Source organism: Mesorhizobium shonense (assembly GCF_040545255.1).
Taxonomy (GTDB): Bacteria; Pseudomonadota; Alphaproteobacteria; order Rhizobiales; family Rhizobiaceae; genus Mesorhizobium; species Mesorhizobium shonense.
On record NZ_JBEPLM010000021.1, the window covers coordinates 35,758 to 50,904 of the forward strand.

A 15,147-nucleotide genomic window follows, 5' to 3' on the forward strand; every position below is an offset into this window, starting at 1 on the left:
CATGCCAACCAGTGCCGAGCCCCCGCAACTTTCAGACAGCGCAGCCGCCGAGCCCTATGGCCGTGTCGTGGTCAGGGCAGCGCTGTGGCTCGCCTTCCTGGCGCCGTTCTTCTACTCGACCTACGGCTTCGCCAACTGGCTCGCTTCGACGCGCGATCATGTCGGCAGCATCGTTTTTTCCTGGGAGCACCATGTGCCGTTCGTCGCCTGGACGATCGTGCCCTACTGGTCGATCAATCTGTTCTACGGCCTGTCGCTGCTGCTCAATGGCAGCCGGCAGGGCGTCGACCGGCTGGTCGGCCGCTATCTCACCGCGCAGATCGTCGCCGTCACCTGCTTCATCCTGTTTCCACTGACCGCCACCTTCGTTCGGCCGGCAACGACAGGGCTGCCGGGTTTCCTGTTTGCCGTGCTCGGCGGCTTCGACAAGCCGTTCAACCAGGCGCCGTCGCTGCATATCGCGCTTTTGGTGATCATCTGGGACCACTGGCGCCAGCGCCTCGCCAGCGCTGTCCTGCCGCTCTGGCACGGCTGGTGTTTTCTGATCGGCGCCTCAGTGCTGACGACCTGGCAGCACCACTTCATCGACATCCCGACCGGCGCGCTGCTCGGGATCTTCGCGCTGTGGCTATTTCCGAGCAAGGGCGAGCTGCCCTTCGCCGGTTTTCGCCTGAGCGCCAGCTCGATGGCGAGGCGCCTTCTACTGTGCTATGGGCTGGGCGCCATCGCAGCACTTGGTGCCGCCGCCATCGGCGTCTTCTTTTCCGCAACCGCGCTTGTGCTTTTGTGGCCGGCACTGGGGCTCGCAATCGTCGCCTTCGGCTATGCCGGGGCCGGTGCCAAGGTGTTCCAGAAGACGCAGGACGGTCGCGTGTCGCTGGCAAGCCGCATCCTGCTCTGGCCCCATCGGCTTGGCGCGACGATCAATCTGCTTGCCTGGACGCGGAAGCTGCCGCCGGTGGTGGCGATAGCCGACGGCGTCTTCCTCGGCCGCTTCCCCGCTGCCGCCGAGGCCCATGGCTTCGACACGGTGATCGATCTTGCCGCCGAGTTGGAACGGCCGCGCGCCAGCACCGGCCGCTGGATCAGCTTTCCCATGCTCGACCTGTTGCCGCCGCCAGCGGACGTGCTCGACCGGGCGGTGGCCGCGATCGAACCGGCGCGCAGGCAAGGCAAGGTGCTGGTCTGCTGCGCGCTCGGCTTCCAGCGCAGCGCCACCGTCGTCGCCGCATGGCTGGTCGCGACCGGCCGATCGCATACGCCGGCACAGGCGCAAAAGACGCTCGCCGCATCGGGCCGGCCGGTGCTTTTCCAGGACGAGCCGGCATGACCGACGACACTTATCAGGAACGGACTGGCCGGTTTGCCGCCATACTCATCAAACAGGCGGCATGGCCGGCCGCGGTCGTGATCGCCGGCGACAGCGTCGCGCCGCTGGTCGCTTCGGCGCGCGGCGGGTTCCAGTCGCCGCTCGCAGTTTTAGCGCTCCTGGTCGCGGCGGCGAGCGCCGTCATGGTGCTTGGGCTTTCAGCACTTCTCATCTTCGACGCGCTGCTGTTCCGGCTGATGGCGAGCCATGACGACGAGGCGTCGGGCGGCGCGGCGGTCGACGATCTGCTGGCGCGCATGCGGTTGAAGCCTGCCCCCTCCTCTTCGCGCCTGCTCGACGACCGCATCGCCGGAACGCGTCGCCTGCTTGCCCGCCAGCGCATCGCCTTCGCGATCTTCGTCATCGCGTTCCTGACCGCCGGATTCTGGATGCCGCGATGAGCAAGCTTGCGCTCCGGACCTTCACACTGCTGCAGACGGCGACGTCCGTCGGCCTGTCGGCGCTGGCCTGGGCGGTGACCGGCGTACGGCCGATCTGGAGCGGCAGCCAGCCGTCGGACCGGCAGCGCATCTACTTCGCCAACCACACCAGCCACGGCGATTTCATCCTGTTGTCGGCATGCCTCAGCGAGAAGGAGCGCGCCATCACGCACGCGATCGCCGCCGCCGAATATTGGGGGAAATCGCGGCTGCGCCGCTTCATCGCCGAGGACATGCTGTCCTCCGTGCTGATCAGCCGGCAATGGACGAGCCCGGAGGAGAACCCGATCTCCGTCATGCTCTCGGTGCTCGACCAGGGCCATTCGCTGATCATCTTCCCGGAAGGCACGCGCAACATGAGCGACGAGCTGCTGCCCTTTCGCTCCGGGCTCTACAATCTGTCGATGGCGCGGCCGGATGTGGAGCTCATCCCGTGCTGGATTGAGAACATGTCGCGCGTGCTGCCCAAGGGCCAGTTCCTGCCGGTGCCGCTGCTTTGCCGCGTCGTCTTCGGCGCGCCGGTGGCGGTGGGACCGGGCGAGGAACGCCGCGCCTTCCTCACGCGCGCCCGCGCGGCGCTCAAGGCGCTCAACCCGCGCCCCGACCGAGACGATTGATGCGCCACGAAATCAGCATTCTCATCATCGGCCTTTTCGTGGTGCTGAGCACCGCCAGCATCACCGCCGCCACCCTGTCGGCGCGCGCGCCGAAGCCGTTGAGCGCGACGCTCGTCAATCTTACCCAGCGCATCAACGCCTGGTGGGTGATGGTGGCGCTGATGACCGTCGCCTTCTTCTTCGGCCGCTATGGCATGACGATCCTGTTCGCGCTGATCTCCTTTGCGGCGCTGCGCGAGTTCGTGACGCTGACGCACAGCCGCCGCAGCGACCATTGGGTGCTGCTCGGCATGTTCGGCATCGTCATTCCGTTCCAGTATTGGCTGGTGTGGACGGCCTGGTACGGGCTGTTCGTCATCTTCATCCCGGTCTACTGCTTCCTGCTGATGCCGGCGATCACGGCGCTGCATGGCGACACCGAGCGCTTCCTGGAACGCATCGCCGCGCAGCAATGGGCGATCATGATCTCGGTCTACTGCGTCAGCCATGTCCCTGCCCTGCTGACCTTCAACGTGCCGGGCTTCGAAGGCCGCAACCTCTTGCTCATCGCCTTCCTGATCATCGTCGTGCAGGGCAGCGACGTGCTGCAGTACATCTTCGGCAAGCTGTTCGGAAAGCACCGCTTCTCGCCGACCGTCTCGCCGTCGAAGACCTGGGAAGGGCTGATCGGCGGGCTGGTCGCATCGAGCCTGCTCGGCGCGCTCTTGTCCTTCATCACGCCCTTCTCGCCTTTGCAGGCCTCGGCGGTGGCCTTCGTCGCCTGCGCGATGGGGTTCCTCGGCGGGCTCGTCGCCTCGGCGATCAAGCGCGACCAGGGCGTCAAGGACTGGGGCCATCTGATCGAAGGCCATGGCGGCATGCTCGACCGCACCGACAGCCTGGTCTTCGCCGCGCCGATCTTCTTCCACATCGTGCGCTATTTCTGGACGGTCTGACCGCCGGCTAAATGCGCTTGCGCATCAGCAATGTGACAACGAAGAAGGCGCCGAGCGAGCTGGTGATGATGCCGATCGGCAATTCCTGCGGCGGCAGCAGCGTGCGGGCGAGCAGATCGCTGGCCAACAAAAGGATCGCGCCGAACAGCGCGCAGATCGCTATCAGGGGCCGGTGCAGCGGACCCGCCAGCGGCCGGCCGAGATGCGGGATCATCAGGCCGACGAAGCCGATGACACCGGCGACCGCGACGAGAATCGCGGTGGCCAGAGCGGCGATGAGGAATGTCGCGCGGCGCATGCGCGCCACCGGCACGCCGAGGCTCTCGGCAGCGCTTTCGCCGGCGAGGAAGGCATCGAAACGGCGGTGGTTCCACAGGCCGTAGGCGAGGATGATGCCGGCGCCCAGCGCCGCCAGGCCGATATTGTCCCAGCGGGCGAGACCGAGCCCGCCCATGGTCCAGAACAGCACCGAGTGGGCGGCGCGCTGGTCGCCGGCGAAGACGAGGTAGTTGGTTAAAGCGGTGAACATGAAGGAGACAGCGAGCCCGGCAAGGATCAGCCGCTCGGGCCCCTGTCCCCTCACCCGGGAGACCAGCAGAAGCACAATTGCCGCCGCCAATATGCCGCCGGTGAAGGCCGCCACCGGCAAGGTCCAGATGCCGAAGGAGTCGCCGAAGACGGTGATGACCGAGACGGCGCCGGCGGCGGCGCCCGAGGAAAGGCCGAACAGGAACGGGTCGGCAAGATCGTTGCGGGTGACGGTCTGCAGCAGCGCGCCGACGACGCCGAGGCCGGCGCCGACGGCGATCGCCAGCAGCGTCCGCGGCAGCCTGAGGTCGACGACGATGCTGCCGACGGGTCCGGGCACGGCCTGACCACCCAGTCCAGCCGCACGCGCCAGCGCGCCGACGACCTCGCGCGGCGGTATCAGCGTCGAGCCATAGGCGATCGAAAGCAGCATGAGCGCTGCGAGTAGCAGCGCGCCCAGCGTCATCGACAGGACGAATGGCTTATGGCGCGAGCTCACGTCTTCAGGCCTGTCATCGGCCCGCCAGCGTTCGAGATTAGCCGAGATCTCCGCGAATTCGTCATCCACGGGCGAAGCAGGAGCGCAGCTCCGTCGCGGAGACCCGAGGATGACGAAGTGATGGGCGTTTTCGCCATTCTCCAAAGCAGGCTATCCATCAATGGAAACACTCCCGGCTCAACCGTGCTCCAGAGCTCAAAACGCGTCCGGATGTATGGCCCTGGCGATCTTGCCGATCGCCTCGATGTTGGCGGGTCCGGGCGTCAGCTCGGCATAGCGCAAGGCCACGAAGCGCTCGTTCTTCACCGCGTCGGTCTCCTTCATCGCCGGATGGACTTTAAGGAAATCGAGCAGTTTTCGGTAACCGCCGCCATCCTGGTAATCGAGCAGGATGAGGAACTGCGGATTGCGCGACGCCACCGTCTCCCAGTCGGTGTTGCCCCAGCTCGTCTCCATGTCGGCCATGATGTTTTCCCCGCCCGCGGCGGCGATCATGGCGTTGGGGATGGCGAACTTGCCGGCGGTGAAGGGTTTGTCCTCGCCTGAATCATAGAGAAACACCCTTGTGCCCTTGTGGTCGCCCACCTTGGCCGTGATGCCGGCGAGCTCAGCCCTCCAGCCGGCGACCAGTTTCTCGGCCTCGGCCTCCTTGCCGAAGATCTTGCCCAGCTTCTCGACGTCGCCATAGAGCAGGTCCATCGAGGCGGCGGGCCGGTTCTTGTCGAGATGGACGCAGCTTTCGGTCAGCACCAGCGTCTTGATGTCGTGCGGGGCAAGCGTGTCGGGCGTGACATCGCCGCCCGGCTTCATGCCGTAATACCAGCCAGCGAAGAAGAAATCGGGCTGCACGGCGACGAGGTTTTCCAGCGTCGGATATTTCGGCGCCAGCTCCGGGATAGAGCCCTGCTCGGTCTTGAATTCGGGGCCGACCTTGTACCAGCCGGTGATGCCGGTGAGCCCGACGATCGACGGCTGCAGCTTCAGCGCGAAAGCCATCTCGGCCATGTTGAGGTCCTGGATGACGGCGCGCTTCGGCGGCGCGTCGAAGGTGAGCGGCTTGCCACAGCTGTCGACGGTAACCGGGAAGGCGAAGGCGGCTGAGGCGACAAGCGAGAGGGCAAGCGACAAAGCGAGGCGTTTCACGGGATGGTGCTCCTGTTTGCTTGGGTTGTTCGGGTTGGGTTGGGCAGGCTCAGGATGGCGAGGAAGCACGCATGGGAAGCTCGAAGACGGTGAGCTCGCGATCCTCGGTCGGGTGCCGGAGGCGCAGCACATCGATGCCGAACACCTCGCGAATGAGCGGTTGCGCCAGCGCCTCACGCGGCGCCGCCAGCACGTGCAGCCGGGCGTTGCTCATCACCGCGACGCTGGTGGCGAAAGGCGCCACCAGCGCGAGATCGTGCAGCACGGCGACGACGGTCATGCCGAGGCCGGCGACAAGGTCGAGCAATTCGCCGCGGGCGCGCGGGTCGAGATGGTTGGTCGGCTCGTCGAGGAACAGAATTTTCGGTTCCTGCGCGATGGCGCGGGCAAGCTGCGCGCGCTGGCGCTCGCCGCCCGAGAGCGAGCCGATGGTGCGTGCGAGCAGCGGCAAGAGCCCAGTTCGGCGCAGCGCCTCGACGACGATGTCGCGGTCGTCGTGCCGGCGCCTGAGGCCGGCATGCGGAACGCGGCCAAGCTCGACATAGTCAATGAGCGCCAGCCGTGGGTCCGGCTGATCAGTCTGGCCGACAACGGCGATGCTGAGCGCCCGCTCGGCGGCGGTTATCCTGTCCAGGCGGCGCCCGGCAAGACGCACCTCGCCGCGGCTCGGCGGCAGCGCGCCGCACAGCATGCGAAGCAGCGTCGTCTTGCCGGCGCCGTTGGGGCCGATGATGGCCAGCCGCCCGCCCGCCGCCATCGACAGGCTGACATTGTCGACCAGCGCGCGGCCATTCGCCGTCACGCCGAGGCCACAGGCTTCGAGAAGCGGCGCGGTCATGGGCGGATGCCCGCCCGGTTGCCCGGATGGTATTTCCGGGCCGCATGTCCGATGGCGTGGTGGATACGATCGATGGAGCCGTCCAGCATTCCGTCACTTTCCAAAATGGCGACGGAAGGATGCTGGACGAGCCGGCCGACAAGACCGGTGCCCGCGTCTCCTCCCGGCACACCCCGTCCGGTCAACTCGTGTCGATGGCAGGTCTCCTGGCTCGCGGGTCGTTGCGCCATCCGCCTTCCCAGCCTTGCCGGCCAGTGGCGTTTCGGATGGAGCTCGCCGCTCACAGTTGCGGGGGCAGCCACGGGCTCGACCCGACCAGGGTCTCACCGTGTTCCCTTTTCACCCCTCGTCTTGCGGCTCGGGGACCATGACGCCGCCATCGTAGGTTGTTCGCGCGCGAGTCGCAACGGGCTGCTGCGAGAGGTCGCTGTCCCATGAATCGTCCGAACGATCTGTCTGAAGGATGCATTCCTGGTTCGCCATTTTGATATGTAATAACATTACATACGTTTGGCATGCCGATGTCAATCCCTCCGGCGTCGCCTCACCCAAACATCGGAAAATTTTCAGAAACCGTTCGGGATTTCTCGTGCCCGAAACAGCAAGAAGATCGGGCTGGCGAAAGACAGGCCGCAACGCCCGATCCCTCCCAGCCAACACAGTTCCCGGTCGCCGCATCCTCCCGCGCGACCGAAATCTTGGTCATGGAGACAACATGATTGCCGCACTTTTTAAAGCCAGCCTTTCGGGGCATAACAAGCCGCTGAGGCGCCGCCTTGTCGCCGGCTCGATCGCAGCTCTTGCCTGCGGCGCAGCCGTGGTCTGGCACGACGCCAGAAGTGAGGCCTCGAACGCAGAACCCGCCGCGCCGGAGACCAAGCTCGTCAAGGCCATCGCGGTTGCCCCGACGCGCAACGCCGACACCCGCATCGCCATCGGCGAGATAAGGCCAAGGCTCGAAAGCGACCTCGGCTTCCGCGTGTCCGGCAAGCTGGTCGAGCGGATCGCCGAGATCGGCTCCAAGGTGAAGAAGGGCGAGGTGCTCGCCCGCATCGACGACCAGGACTATCGCAACCGGCTCGCCAGCGCCGAGGCCGACGTGGCGGCCGCGCAGGCCGTGCTGGTGGAGGCGCGCGCCGCGGAGGCCCGCATCGGCGCGCTGCTCGCCAAGGGTTTCACGACACGCGCCAACTACGACGCCACGCTGAAGAACCTGCGCTCGGCGCAGGCCAAGCTCAAATCGGCGAACATCGCCTTCGAGATGGCCAAGGACCAGCTGAGCTATACCGAGCTGCGTGCGGAATTCGACGGCATCGTCACCGCCACCGGCGCCGAAGCCGGCCAGTCCGTCAATGTCGGGCAGATGGTGGTTCGCGTTGCCGATCCGGAGAGCCGCGACGCGGTGTTCTCGATTGCGGAAGCCGCCTTCGCCAACGCGCCTGGTACCAGGCGGCCGCCGCAGGTCACGGTCTCGCTGCTCAGCAATCCGGCGATCACGGCGCTCGGCACCATTCGCGAGATTGCACCGATGGCCGACGCCGCGACGCGCACCTTCCAGGTGAAGGTCTCGCTCGAAAATGCGCCGGACGAAATGCGCTTTGGCGCGAGCGTCGCCGGTCGCGCCGAGATGGCCAGCGCGCCGGTGACGGTGCTGCCGGGCAGCGCGCTGTTCGACCAGAACGGCAAGCCGGCCGTCTGGGTGGTCACATCGTCATCGGCCGTCGAACTGAGGCCCGTCTCCGTCGCCCGCTACGAGACCGACCGCGTCGTCGTCAGTGACGGGCTTGCCCAGGGCGACCTCGTCGTCACCGCCGGCGTCAACCGGCTGCGGGAACACGAAAAAGTTCGTATCGTTGAAGGAGAAGGAAAATGACCGTGTCCAAGACAAAGGTCCTGATTGCCGGCGCCGGTCCGACCGGGCTGACGCTCGCGCTCTGGCTGACCAGGCTCGGCGTCCCGGTGCGCATCTTCGACAAGGCCGCCGCTCCCGGCGAGACCTCGCGGGCGCTTGCCGTCCAGGCGCGCACGCTGGAGTTCCACCGCCAGATCGGCATCGTCGACCACGTGCTTGCGGAGGGCGTTCGCATCGAGCGGCTCACCGTGCACACGCCGGCCGGCATAGCGGCGCGGCTGCCGCTCTCCGATTTCGGCCGCGGCATCAGCCCCTATTCCTTCGCCTTCGCCCTGCCGCAAGACATCCATGAACGTCTGTTGATCGCGCATTTGAAGCGCGCCGGCGTCGAAGTCGAGCGCAGCACGGAACTCGTCGCCTTCCAGGACAGAGGCGACGCGATCGTCGCCACGCTGAGCAAGGGAGGCCGGACCGAAACCGTCGGCGCCGCCTATCTCGCCGGTTGCGACGGCGCCCACAGCACGGTTCGACATGGGCTGAACATCGGCTTCCCTGGCGGCGCTTACGAGCAGTCCTTCTATGTCGCCGACGTGAAGGGCCGTGGCGAGATCACCCGCAACGGCATGATCGTCATGCCGGTCCGGCAGTCCGGTTCGGTCAGGCTGATCGGCATCGTGCCGAAGGCGCATGAAGCCGACGAGAAGATCACCTTCGAGGCGATCCGCGCCGATGTCGAGCGCGACACCGGCGTCACGGTCGACGAGGTCAACTGGTTCTCGACCTATCGCGTCCATCATCGCGTCGCCGAGCGCTTCCGCGGCGGCCGCGTGTTCCTCTGCGGCGATGCCGGCCACATCCACAGCCCCGCCGGCGGCCAGGGCATGAACACCGGCATGGGCGATGCGGTGAACCTCGCCTGGAAGCTCGCCGCCGTGGTGCAGGGCCGGGCCGATATGCGGCTGCTCGACAGCTACGAGCCGGAGCGCATCGCCTTCGCGCAGAAGCTGATCGAGAGCACCGATACCGCTTTCCGTTTCATCACCAGCCGCTCGCGGCTGATCGGCCTGTTCCGCCGCTATCTGATGCCGAAGATCCTGAACGTGCTGCTCCACACCTCGTTCGGCTCGCGCTTCTTCTTCGGCGTGATCTCGCAGGCGGCGATCGAGTATCGCGCCAGCCCGATCAGCTCGGGCACGGCGGGCAAGGTGAGCGGCGGCGACCGCCTGCCTTATGTCGCCGGCGCGAACGGCGACAATTTCGAGCCGCTGCAGTCGCTGGACTGGCAGGTCCATGTCTATGGAGAGGTGAATTGCGATTTCCGGGCGATGCTCGCGCCGAGCGGAATCCCGGTCCACGCCTTCGCCTGGTCGGACGTGGCCGAGAAGGCCGGACTGCAGCGCGACGCAGCCTATCTGGTGAGGCCGGACGGCCATGTCGCGCTCGCCTCCCCCGTCCAGGAGGCGGCCGCCTTCCAGCGCTATCTCGCCGGCCTCGCGATCCGGCCGAGAACCGCCGAGCGCGCGCCATATCGTGTGCCTGGCACCATGCACAGCCTGGCCTGAATTGCCACGGCGCCCGCCGCGCGGCGGGCGCTGCTGACTGAACCCCAACCGTCGTTTGTTTTTTCGCCAGCCGGCAGGCGCCGGCGGAGCGCGCTTTCGCGCGCCCTGAAAAGGAGCCGCATCATGACCAGCTTCAATCTTTCCGAATGGGCGCTGCGCCACCGCAGCTTCATCGTCTACCTGATGATCGCGGCCGCGCTCGCCGGCCTCTATGCCTATCGCGGCCTCGGCCGCGAGGAGGACCCGCCCTTCACCATCAAGACCATGGTGGTGAAGACGCTATGGCCCGGCGCCGGCACCAGCGACACGGTGGAGCAGATCACCGACCGCATCGAAAAGAAGCTCGAAGAGCTGCCGGACCTCGACTACGTCAAGAGCTACACCAAGCCCGGCGAGTCCGTCGTCTTCGTCAACCTCAAGGACACGGTCGCCGGCGACCAGGTGCAGCCGCTCTGGTACCAGGTGCGCAAAAAGCTCGACGACATCAAGCCGACCTTGCCGTCCGGCGTCCAGGGCCCGTTCTACAACGACGAGTTCGGCGACACCTATTCGCTGATCTATGCGCTCACCTCCGACAGCCTCAGCCATCGTGAGCTGAAGGACCTGGCCAGCAGCCTGCGCGCCGGGCTGCTCACCGTGAAGGACGTCGCCAAGGTCGATCTGATCGGCCAGCAGGACGAGAAGATCTATCTTGAATTCTCGACCCAGAAGGTCGCCGCGCTCGGCCTCGATGTCGGCACGCTGTCGCAGGCGCTGCAGGCGCAGAACGCGCTGACGCCCAGCGGTACGGTCGATGCCGGCCCCGAGCGCATCGCCGTCCGTGTCTCCGGCAGCTTCACCTCCGAGGAGAGCCTGAAGGCCATCAACTTCTACGCCAACGGGCATTATTTCCGGCTGGGCGACGTAGCCGAGGTCAAGCGCGCCTATTCCGACCCGCCGCAGCCGATGTTCCGCTTCAGCGGCAAGCCTGCCGTCGGCATCGCCATCTCGATGACCGCGGGCGGCGACGCGCTGGCGCTCGGCGAGAACGTCAAGGACAAGATGCATGAGATGGAGGCCGAGCTGCCGCTCGGCGCCGAGGTTGGCCTGGTCGCCGACCAGTCGCATGTCGTGGAAGAATCTGTCGGCGAGTTCACCAAGAGCCTCGGCGAGGCGATCGCCATCGTGCTTGCCGTCTCCTTGCTGGCACTCGGCTGGCGCCCTGGTGTCGTGGTGGCCATCGCCATCCCGCTGGTGCTGGCCATTACCTTCGTCACCATGGAGTATTTCGGCATCTCGCTGCAGCGCATCTCGCTCGGCGCGCTGATTATCGCGCTCGGCCTCCTGGTCGACGATGCGATGATCGCGGTCGAGATGATGATCTCGCGCATGGAGGAAGGCTACGACAAGATCTCGGCCGCCACCTATGCCTATACCTCCACCGCCTTCCCGATGCTCACCGGCACACTGGTGACGATCGCCGGCTTCGTGCCGGTCGGCTTCGCCAAGAGCGGCGCCGGCGAATACTGCTTCTCGCTGTTCGCGGTCGTGGCAATAGCGCTGCTCGTCTCCTGGGTGGTGGCGGTGCTGTTCACGCCACTGACTGGCGTGGCATTGCTGCCCGATCGCATCAAGGGCCATGGCAGCTACCAGCCGTCGCGCATCGCGCGCGGCTTCCAGACGCTGCTCGAGATGGCGATGCGGGCGAAATGGCTGGTGCTGTCGGCGACGGCGGGGCTGTTCGCGCTCTCGGTCGTGGCCATGGGCTTCGTCGGCCAGGAATTCTTCCCGAAGTCCGACCGGCCGGAGGTGATGCTCGACCTCACCTTGCCGCGCACCGCCTCGATCAAGTCGACAGATGCCGTCGTCGAGCGCGTCGAGAAGCTGCTTGCCGCCGATCCTAACATCGACCACTGGAGCTTCTATGTCGGCCAGGGTGCGGTGCGCTTCTACCTGCCGCTCGACGCACAGCTCGCCAACGACTTCTTCGCCCAGGCCGTCGTGGTGACCAAGGGGCACGCAGTGCGCCAGGCCGTCATCGACCGGCTGGAGAAGGAGCTGTCGACCGGCTTCGACGATGTCATGGCCCGCGTCACGCCGCTGGAGCTCGGTCCACCGGTCGGCTGGCCGCTGAAGTTCCGCGTCAGCGGTCCGGATCCGGACAAGACGCGCAGCCTGGCGCAGCAGTTCGCGCAGGTGCTGGGCAGCGATGCGGCGGTGCGCAACATCAACTACGACTGGAACGAGCCGGCCAAGGTCATCAAGGTCGAGGTCGACCAGGACCGGGCGCGAGCGCTGGGCATCTCATCGCAGCAGCTGTCGGAGACGATCAACGCGGTGCTGTCGGGCTCGAAGATCACGCAGATGCGCGACGACACCTACCTCGTCGACATCGTCGCCCGGGCGGTGGAGACCGAACGTGCCAGCATTGACACGCTGCGCGGCCTGACGATCAGCGCGTCGGGCGGACGCCGCGTGCCGCTCGAGCAGGTGGCCAAGCTCAGCTACCAGACCGAGCCGCCACTGATCTGGCGCCGCGGCCGGTTGCCGACCGTGACCGTGCAGGCCGACGTCGCGCCTGGCAACAACGCTGCCTCGGTGACCCGGAGACTGGACAAGGCGATCGCCGCCTTCAAAGCGGAGCTGCCGGCCCGCTACAGCGTCGAGCAGGGCGGCGTGATCGAGGACAGCGCCAAGGCGCAGGCCAGCATCTTCGTGGTCTTCCCGCTGATGCTGTTCGTCATGGCAACGGTGCTGATGATCCAGCTGATGAGCTTCCAGCGCCTGGTGCTGGTGCTGCTCACCGCGCCGCTGGCCCTCATCGGCGTTGCCGGCGCCCTGCTCTTGTCGGGCGCGCCGATGGGCTTCGTCGCTATCCTCGGCGTGATGTCGCTGATCGGCATGGTGATCCGCAACTCGGTCATCCTGATCGCGCAGATCGACCAGCACATCGCCGCCGGCGAGGAGCCCTGGGCAGCCGTGATCAGCGCCACCACGCATCGACTGCGGCCGATCCTGCTCACGGCGGCCGCCGCGATCCTCGGCATGATCCCGATCGCGCCGACGGTGTTCTGGGGACCGATGGCCTATGCGGTGATGGGCGGCCTGATGGTGGCGACCGTGCTGACGCTGGTCTTCCTGCCGACGCTCTACGTCGCCTGGTTCGGCATCAAGGCGCCGGCCGGACAGCCGGCGGCGACCTCTGCCAATGCATCGCCGGCGCTGTCCGGCGGCGATGCGGTTCCAGATCTCGTGGGCGCGCCGGCCTGACCGGCGTGCCCACCGAGGATCCCGCGCCCGGCCGGGAGCGCGTTCGCGCGGTGCTGGGCAAACCTACCAATCAACCCGAAATGCAAAGGAGCAATGGAAATGACGCATCCGCATGAAACTTCCAGTCTCGCGCGTGCCGCGGCCCCTTCCCGCCGCAAGGCGAGCCAGAAGATCGGCCTGGCCGCTCTCGGCCTCGTCATGGCTGCCACCGACCTCGGCGGTCTCGCGCCGTTCTCCCTCGTGAATGAAGCCCAGGCCCGCATCGGTGCGCCCTGGACGCCGCGCAGCGCCGCCGGCGTCGCGCGCCGCACCACGACGTGGCGCGTGCTGAGGCACACCACCGCCTGGGTTGCCACGCTGCCGGCAGGCTGCGTCCGCACCAAGGTCAACGGCTTCGACGTCTGGCGATGCGGCGGCACCTACTACCGGCTCTATCAGGGCCGCTATATCGTGGTCGTCGTCGATTGACCGGCGGACGTTCCAACGCCGAGGGCAAGCCTGACGCCCTCGGCGAGATGCTCGGCATCGGCCGGATTTTCAAACGGCACGCCGCGCAACGCGTAATCGAGCGGAGAGAACGGTTCGCCTTCCTCGATGAGGGCGATCTGCCGGCGCGCCCGCTCCATATCGCCCATCTGGGCATAGCAGGCCGCGAGCCTTGTCCTGATCCAGGGCGCCGGGCGCGTCGCCAGTTCCAGCGCTTCCGCCGCCTGGCGGTATTCGCCCATCATGTAGAGCGCCAGCGCACGGTCGAACTGATACCAGTGCGGATGCAAGGGATCGATGCGGATGCCGCGCGCCAGCCAGGTCAGCGCTTCTAGCGGCCGGCCGCGCATGGTGAGCAGCATGCCCATCTGCTCGATGCTGTCGGCGTCGTAGGGGTTGAGTTGCAGCGCGATACGCATGTGATGCTCGGCCGCCACGTGGTCGCGCATATAGAGGCGGATCAGCGACTGGACGCGATGCCCGGTTGGCTGGTCCGGCGACAAGGCCAGTCCCTTGTCGGCGAGGTCGCGGGCGTTTTCCAGCACGGCATCGCTGGCGCGGCCAAACTCCCCGTCCAGTGCCCGCGCCAAAGCCAGATAGGTGTAGGCCAATCCGTAATTCGGGTCCTTGGCGATGGCCGCCTCGAACAAGGCCTCCGCGCCGCGCTGGTCGGTCTGGGCCGGGTCGCGCAACAGCGCAAAACCGCGCAGCAGAAGCTCATAGGCGGCAAGGCTGGTCACCGGCTTGCGCGAGGCCTGCTCCAGGCCGGCATTGGTGACGCGGGTGACCAGGCGGCTGACGATCTGCTCGACGATCTCGCGCTCGACCGCGAACAGGCCGGCGCCCTGAGACTGGTAGCGGTCGCCCCAGAGCTGGCTGGCGGTGGCGATGTCGACGAGGCTGACGGCCACCACGATATGCTCGCCCTGCCGGCGCAGCGACCCCTCGACCAGATAGTCGGCGCCGATGCGGGCGCGGATCTGGGACCACTCGGCGCGTCCGAAGGAGGCGAAGGAAAAACTCGAATTGCGTGCCAGCACAGTGACGGTGCCGAAGCGCGCCACGCCGTTGATGATGTCCTCGGCAAAGCCGTCGACCATCGCCTCGTCGGCCGGATCGCCGCTGTCGTTGCGGAAGCGCACCACGGCCACGATCGGCTGCGTGCTGATCTCGGGCGCTGCCTGCGCCTCGGCGGCAAGCATGTAGCCGCGTTTCGAGACCGTGCGCACCATATCGTCGCCCAGCACCTTGCGGATCTCGCGGATCGATTGGGTGAGCGAATCCTCGGTGACATAGACGCCCGGCCAGACGACATCCATCAGCTCCGATTTCGGAACGACGCGGCCCATATTGCGGGCGAGGTGCGAAAGCAGCGCGTAGGCTTTCGGCCGGAGGTAGAGCGGCTCGTTGACGCCGCACAGCGTCCCCCTGGCAAGGTCGAGTGTGAACCCGCCAAAGCGGAAGACCTGATCGGCCGTCGCCGTCGTCATCGGGACACCCTTCTCGGGCTCGCGCACGATGCCCGGTCGATCCCACTCGACCGGGCATGCGCGTTGCCATTATTGCCCACTGCGCAATTTCGATCAAACTGGCTGTCGATGCGGTGGCTAGTGTCGCCCCGCCAAATGC

12 protein-coding genes and 1 riboswitch are annotated in these 15,147 nt (G+C 66.7%); of the genes, 8 read left to right on the forward strand and 4 right to left on the reverse strand.

The annotated features are described in order from the left end of the window. Position 1 precedes the first annotated feature (1 nt). The 4 genes from ABID26_RS32765 to ABID26_RS32780 are packed head-to-tail and all read left to right on the forward strand — an operon-like array spanning position 2 to position 3,361. Positions 2 to 1,330: a phosphatase PAP2/dual specificity phosphatase family protein gene (locus ABID26_RS32765; RefSeq protein ID WP_292342494.1), complete on the forward strand. Its 1,329-nt coding sequence runs from the start codon at positions 2 to 4 to the stop codon at positions 1,328 to 1,330. Then, entirely contained in the window at positions 1,327 to 1,770 is a 444-nt protein-coding gene (locus ABID26_RS32770) for a hypothetical protein (RefSeq protein ID WP_292342493.1), read from the forward strand. The genes ABID26_RS32765 and ABID26_RS32770 overlap by 4 nt, the downstream gene beginning before the upstream one ends. Further along, positions 1,767 to 2,426, forward strand: coding sequence for a lysophospholipid acyltransferase family protein (locus ABID26_RS32775; protein ID WP_126100636.1), 660 nt, complete (start codon positions 1,767 to 1,769; stop codon positions 2,424 to 2,426). The genes ABID26_RS32770 and ABID26_RS32775 overlap by 4 nt, the downstream gene beginning before the upstream one ends. Then, a complete protein-coding gene (locus tag ABID26_RS32780) occupies positions 2,426 to 3,361 on the forward strand; it encodes a phosphatidate cytidylyltransferase (protein WP_126100637.1) in 936 nt (311 codons plus the stop codon). Before ABID26_RS32775 ends, ABID26_RS32780 begins: the two co-directional genes overlap by 1 nt. Before the next feature lie 7 nt (positions 3,362 to 3,368). Here the strand turns inward: ABID26_RS32780 and ABID26_RS32785 are convergent, their stop codons facing one another. The 3 genes from ABID26_RS32785 to ABID26_RS32795 form a co-directional block, all read right to left on the reverse strand. Beyond that, on the reverse strand, positions 3,369 to 4,355 hold the full coding sequence (locus tag ABID26_RS32785) for a FecCD family ABC transporter permease (RefSeq protein ID WP_292343883.1): 987 nt from the start codon (positions 4,353 to 4,355) through the stop codon (positions 3,369 to 3,371). Positions 4,356 to 4,583: 228 nt separating this feature from the next. Beyond that, a complete protein-coding gene (locus ABID26_RS32790) occupies positions 4,584 to 5,531 on the reverse strand; it encodes an ABC transporter substrate-binding protein (RefSeq protein WP_354417712.1) in 948 nt (315 codons plus the stop codon). Positions 5,532 to 5,580: 49 nt separating this feature from the next. Continuing rightward, entirely contained in the window at positions 5,581 to 6,369 is a 789-nt protein-coding gene (locus ABID26_RS32795; protein WP_354417713.1) for an ABC transporter ATP-binding protein, read from the reverse strand. Between the two features lie 179 nt (positions 6,370 to 6,548). Continuing rightward, positions 6,549 to 6,754: riboswitch (cobalamin riboswitch) on the reverse strand. Positions 6,755 to 7,084: 330 nt separating this feature from the next. On the opposite strand from ABID26_RS32795, the gene ABID26_RS32800 reads away from it, so the two are divergent. From ABID26_RS32800 to ABID26_RS32815, 4 genes are all read left to right on the forward strand, one after another. Next, positions 7,085 to 8,242: an efflux RND transporter periplasmic adaptor subunit gene (locus tag ABID26_RS32800; protein WP_354417714.1), complete on the forward strand. Its 1,158-nt coding sequence runs from the start codon at positions 7,085 to 7,087 to the stop codon at positions 8,240 to 8,242. Continuing rightward, positions 8,239 to 9,783 (forward strand): FAD-dependent monooxygenase, encoded by a 1,545-nt coding sequence (locus ABID26_RS32805; RefSeq protein ID WP_354417716.1) that lies wholly within the window; start codon positions 8,239 to 8,241, stop codon positions 9,781 to 9,783. The genes ABID26_RS32800 and ABID26_RS32805 overlap by 4 nt, the downstream gene beginning before the upstream one ends. Positions 9,784 to 9,906: 123 nt before the next feature. Continuing rightward, positions 9,907 to 13,032, forward strand: coding sequence for an efflux RND transporter permease subunit (locus ABID26_RS32810; RefSeq protein WP_354417718.1), 3,126 nt, complete (start codon positions 9,907 to 9,909; stop codon positions 13,030 to 13,032). Between the two features lie 99 nt (positions 13,033 to 13,131). Then, positions 13,132 to 13,500, forward strand: a complete 369-nt coding sequence (locus ABID26_RS32815) for a hypothetical protein (protein WP_435528633.1) — start codon at positions 13,132 to 13,134, stop codon at positions 13,498 to 13,500. Here ABID26_RS32815 and ABID26_RS32820 read toward each other — a convergent pair. After that, positions 13,476 to 15,008 (reverse strand): winged helix-turn-helix domain-containing tetratricopeptide repeat protein, encoded by a 1,533-nt coding sequence (locus tag ABID26_RS32820; RefSeq protein WP_292342486.1) that lies wholly within the window; start codon positions 15,006 to 15,008, stop codon positions 13,476 to 13,478. The genes ABID26_RS32815 and ABID26_RS32820 overlap by 25 nt on opposite strands. Positions 15,009 to 15,147: the final 139 nt, after the last annotated feature.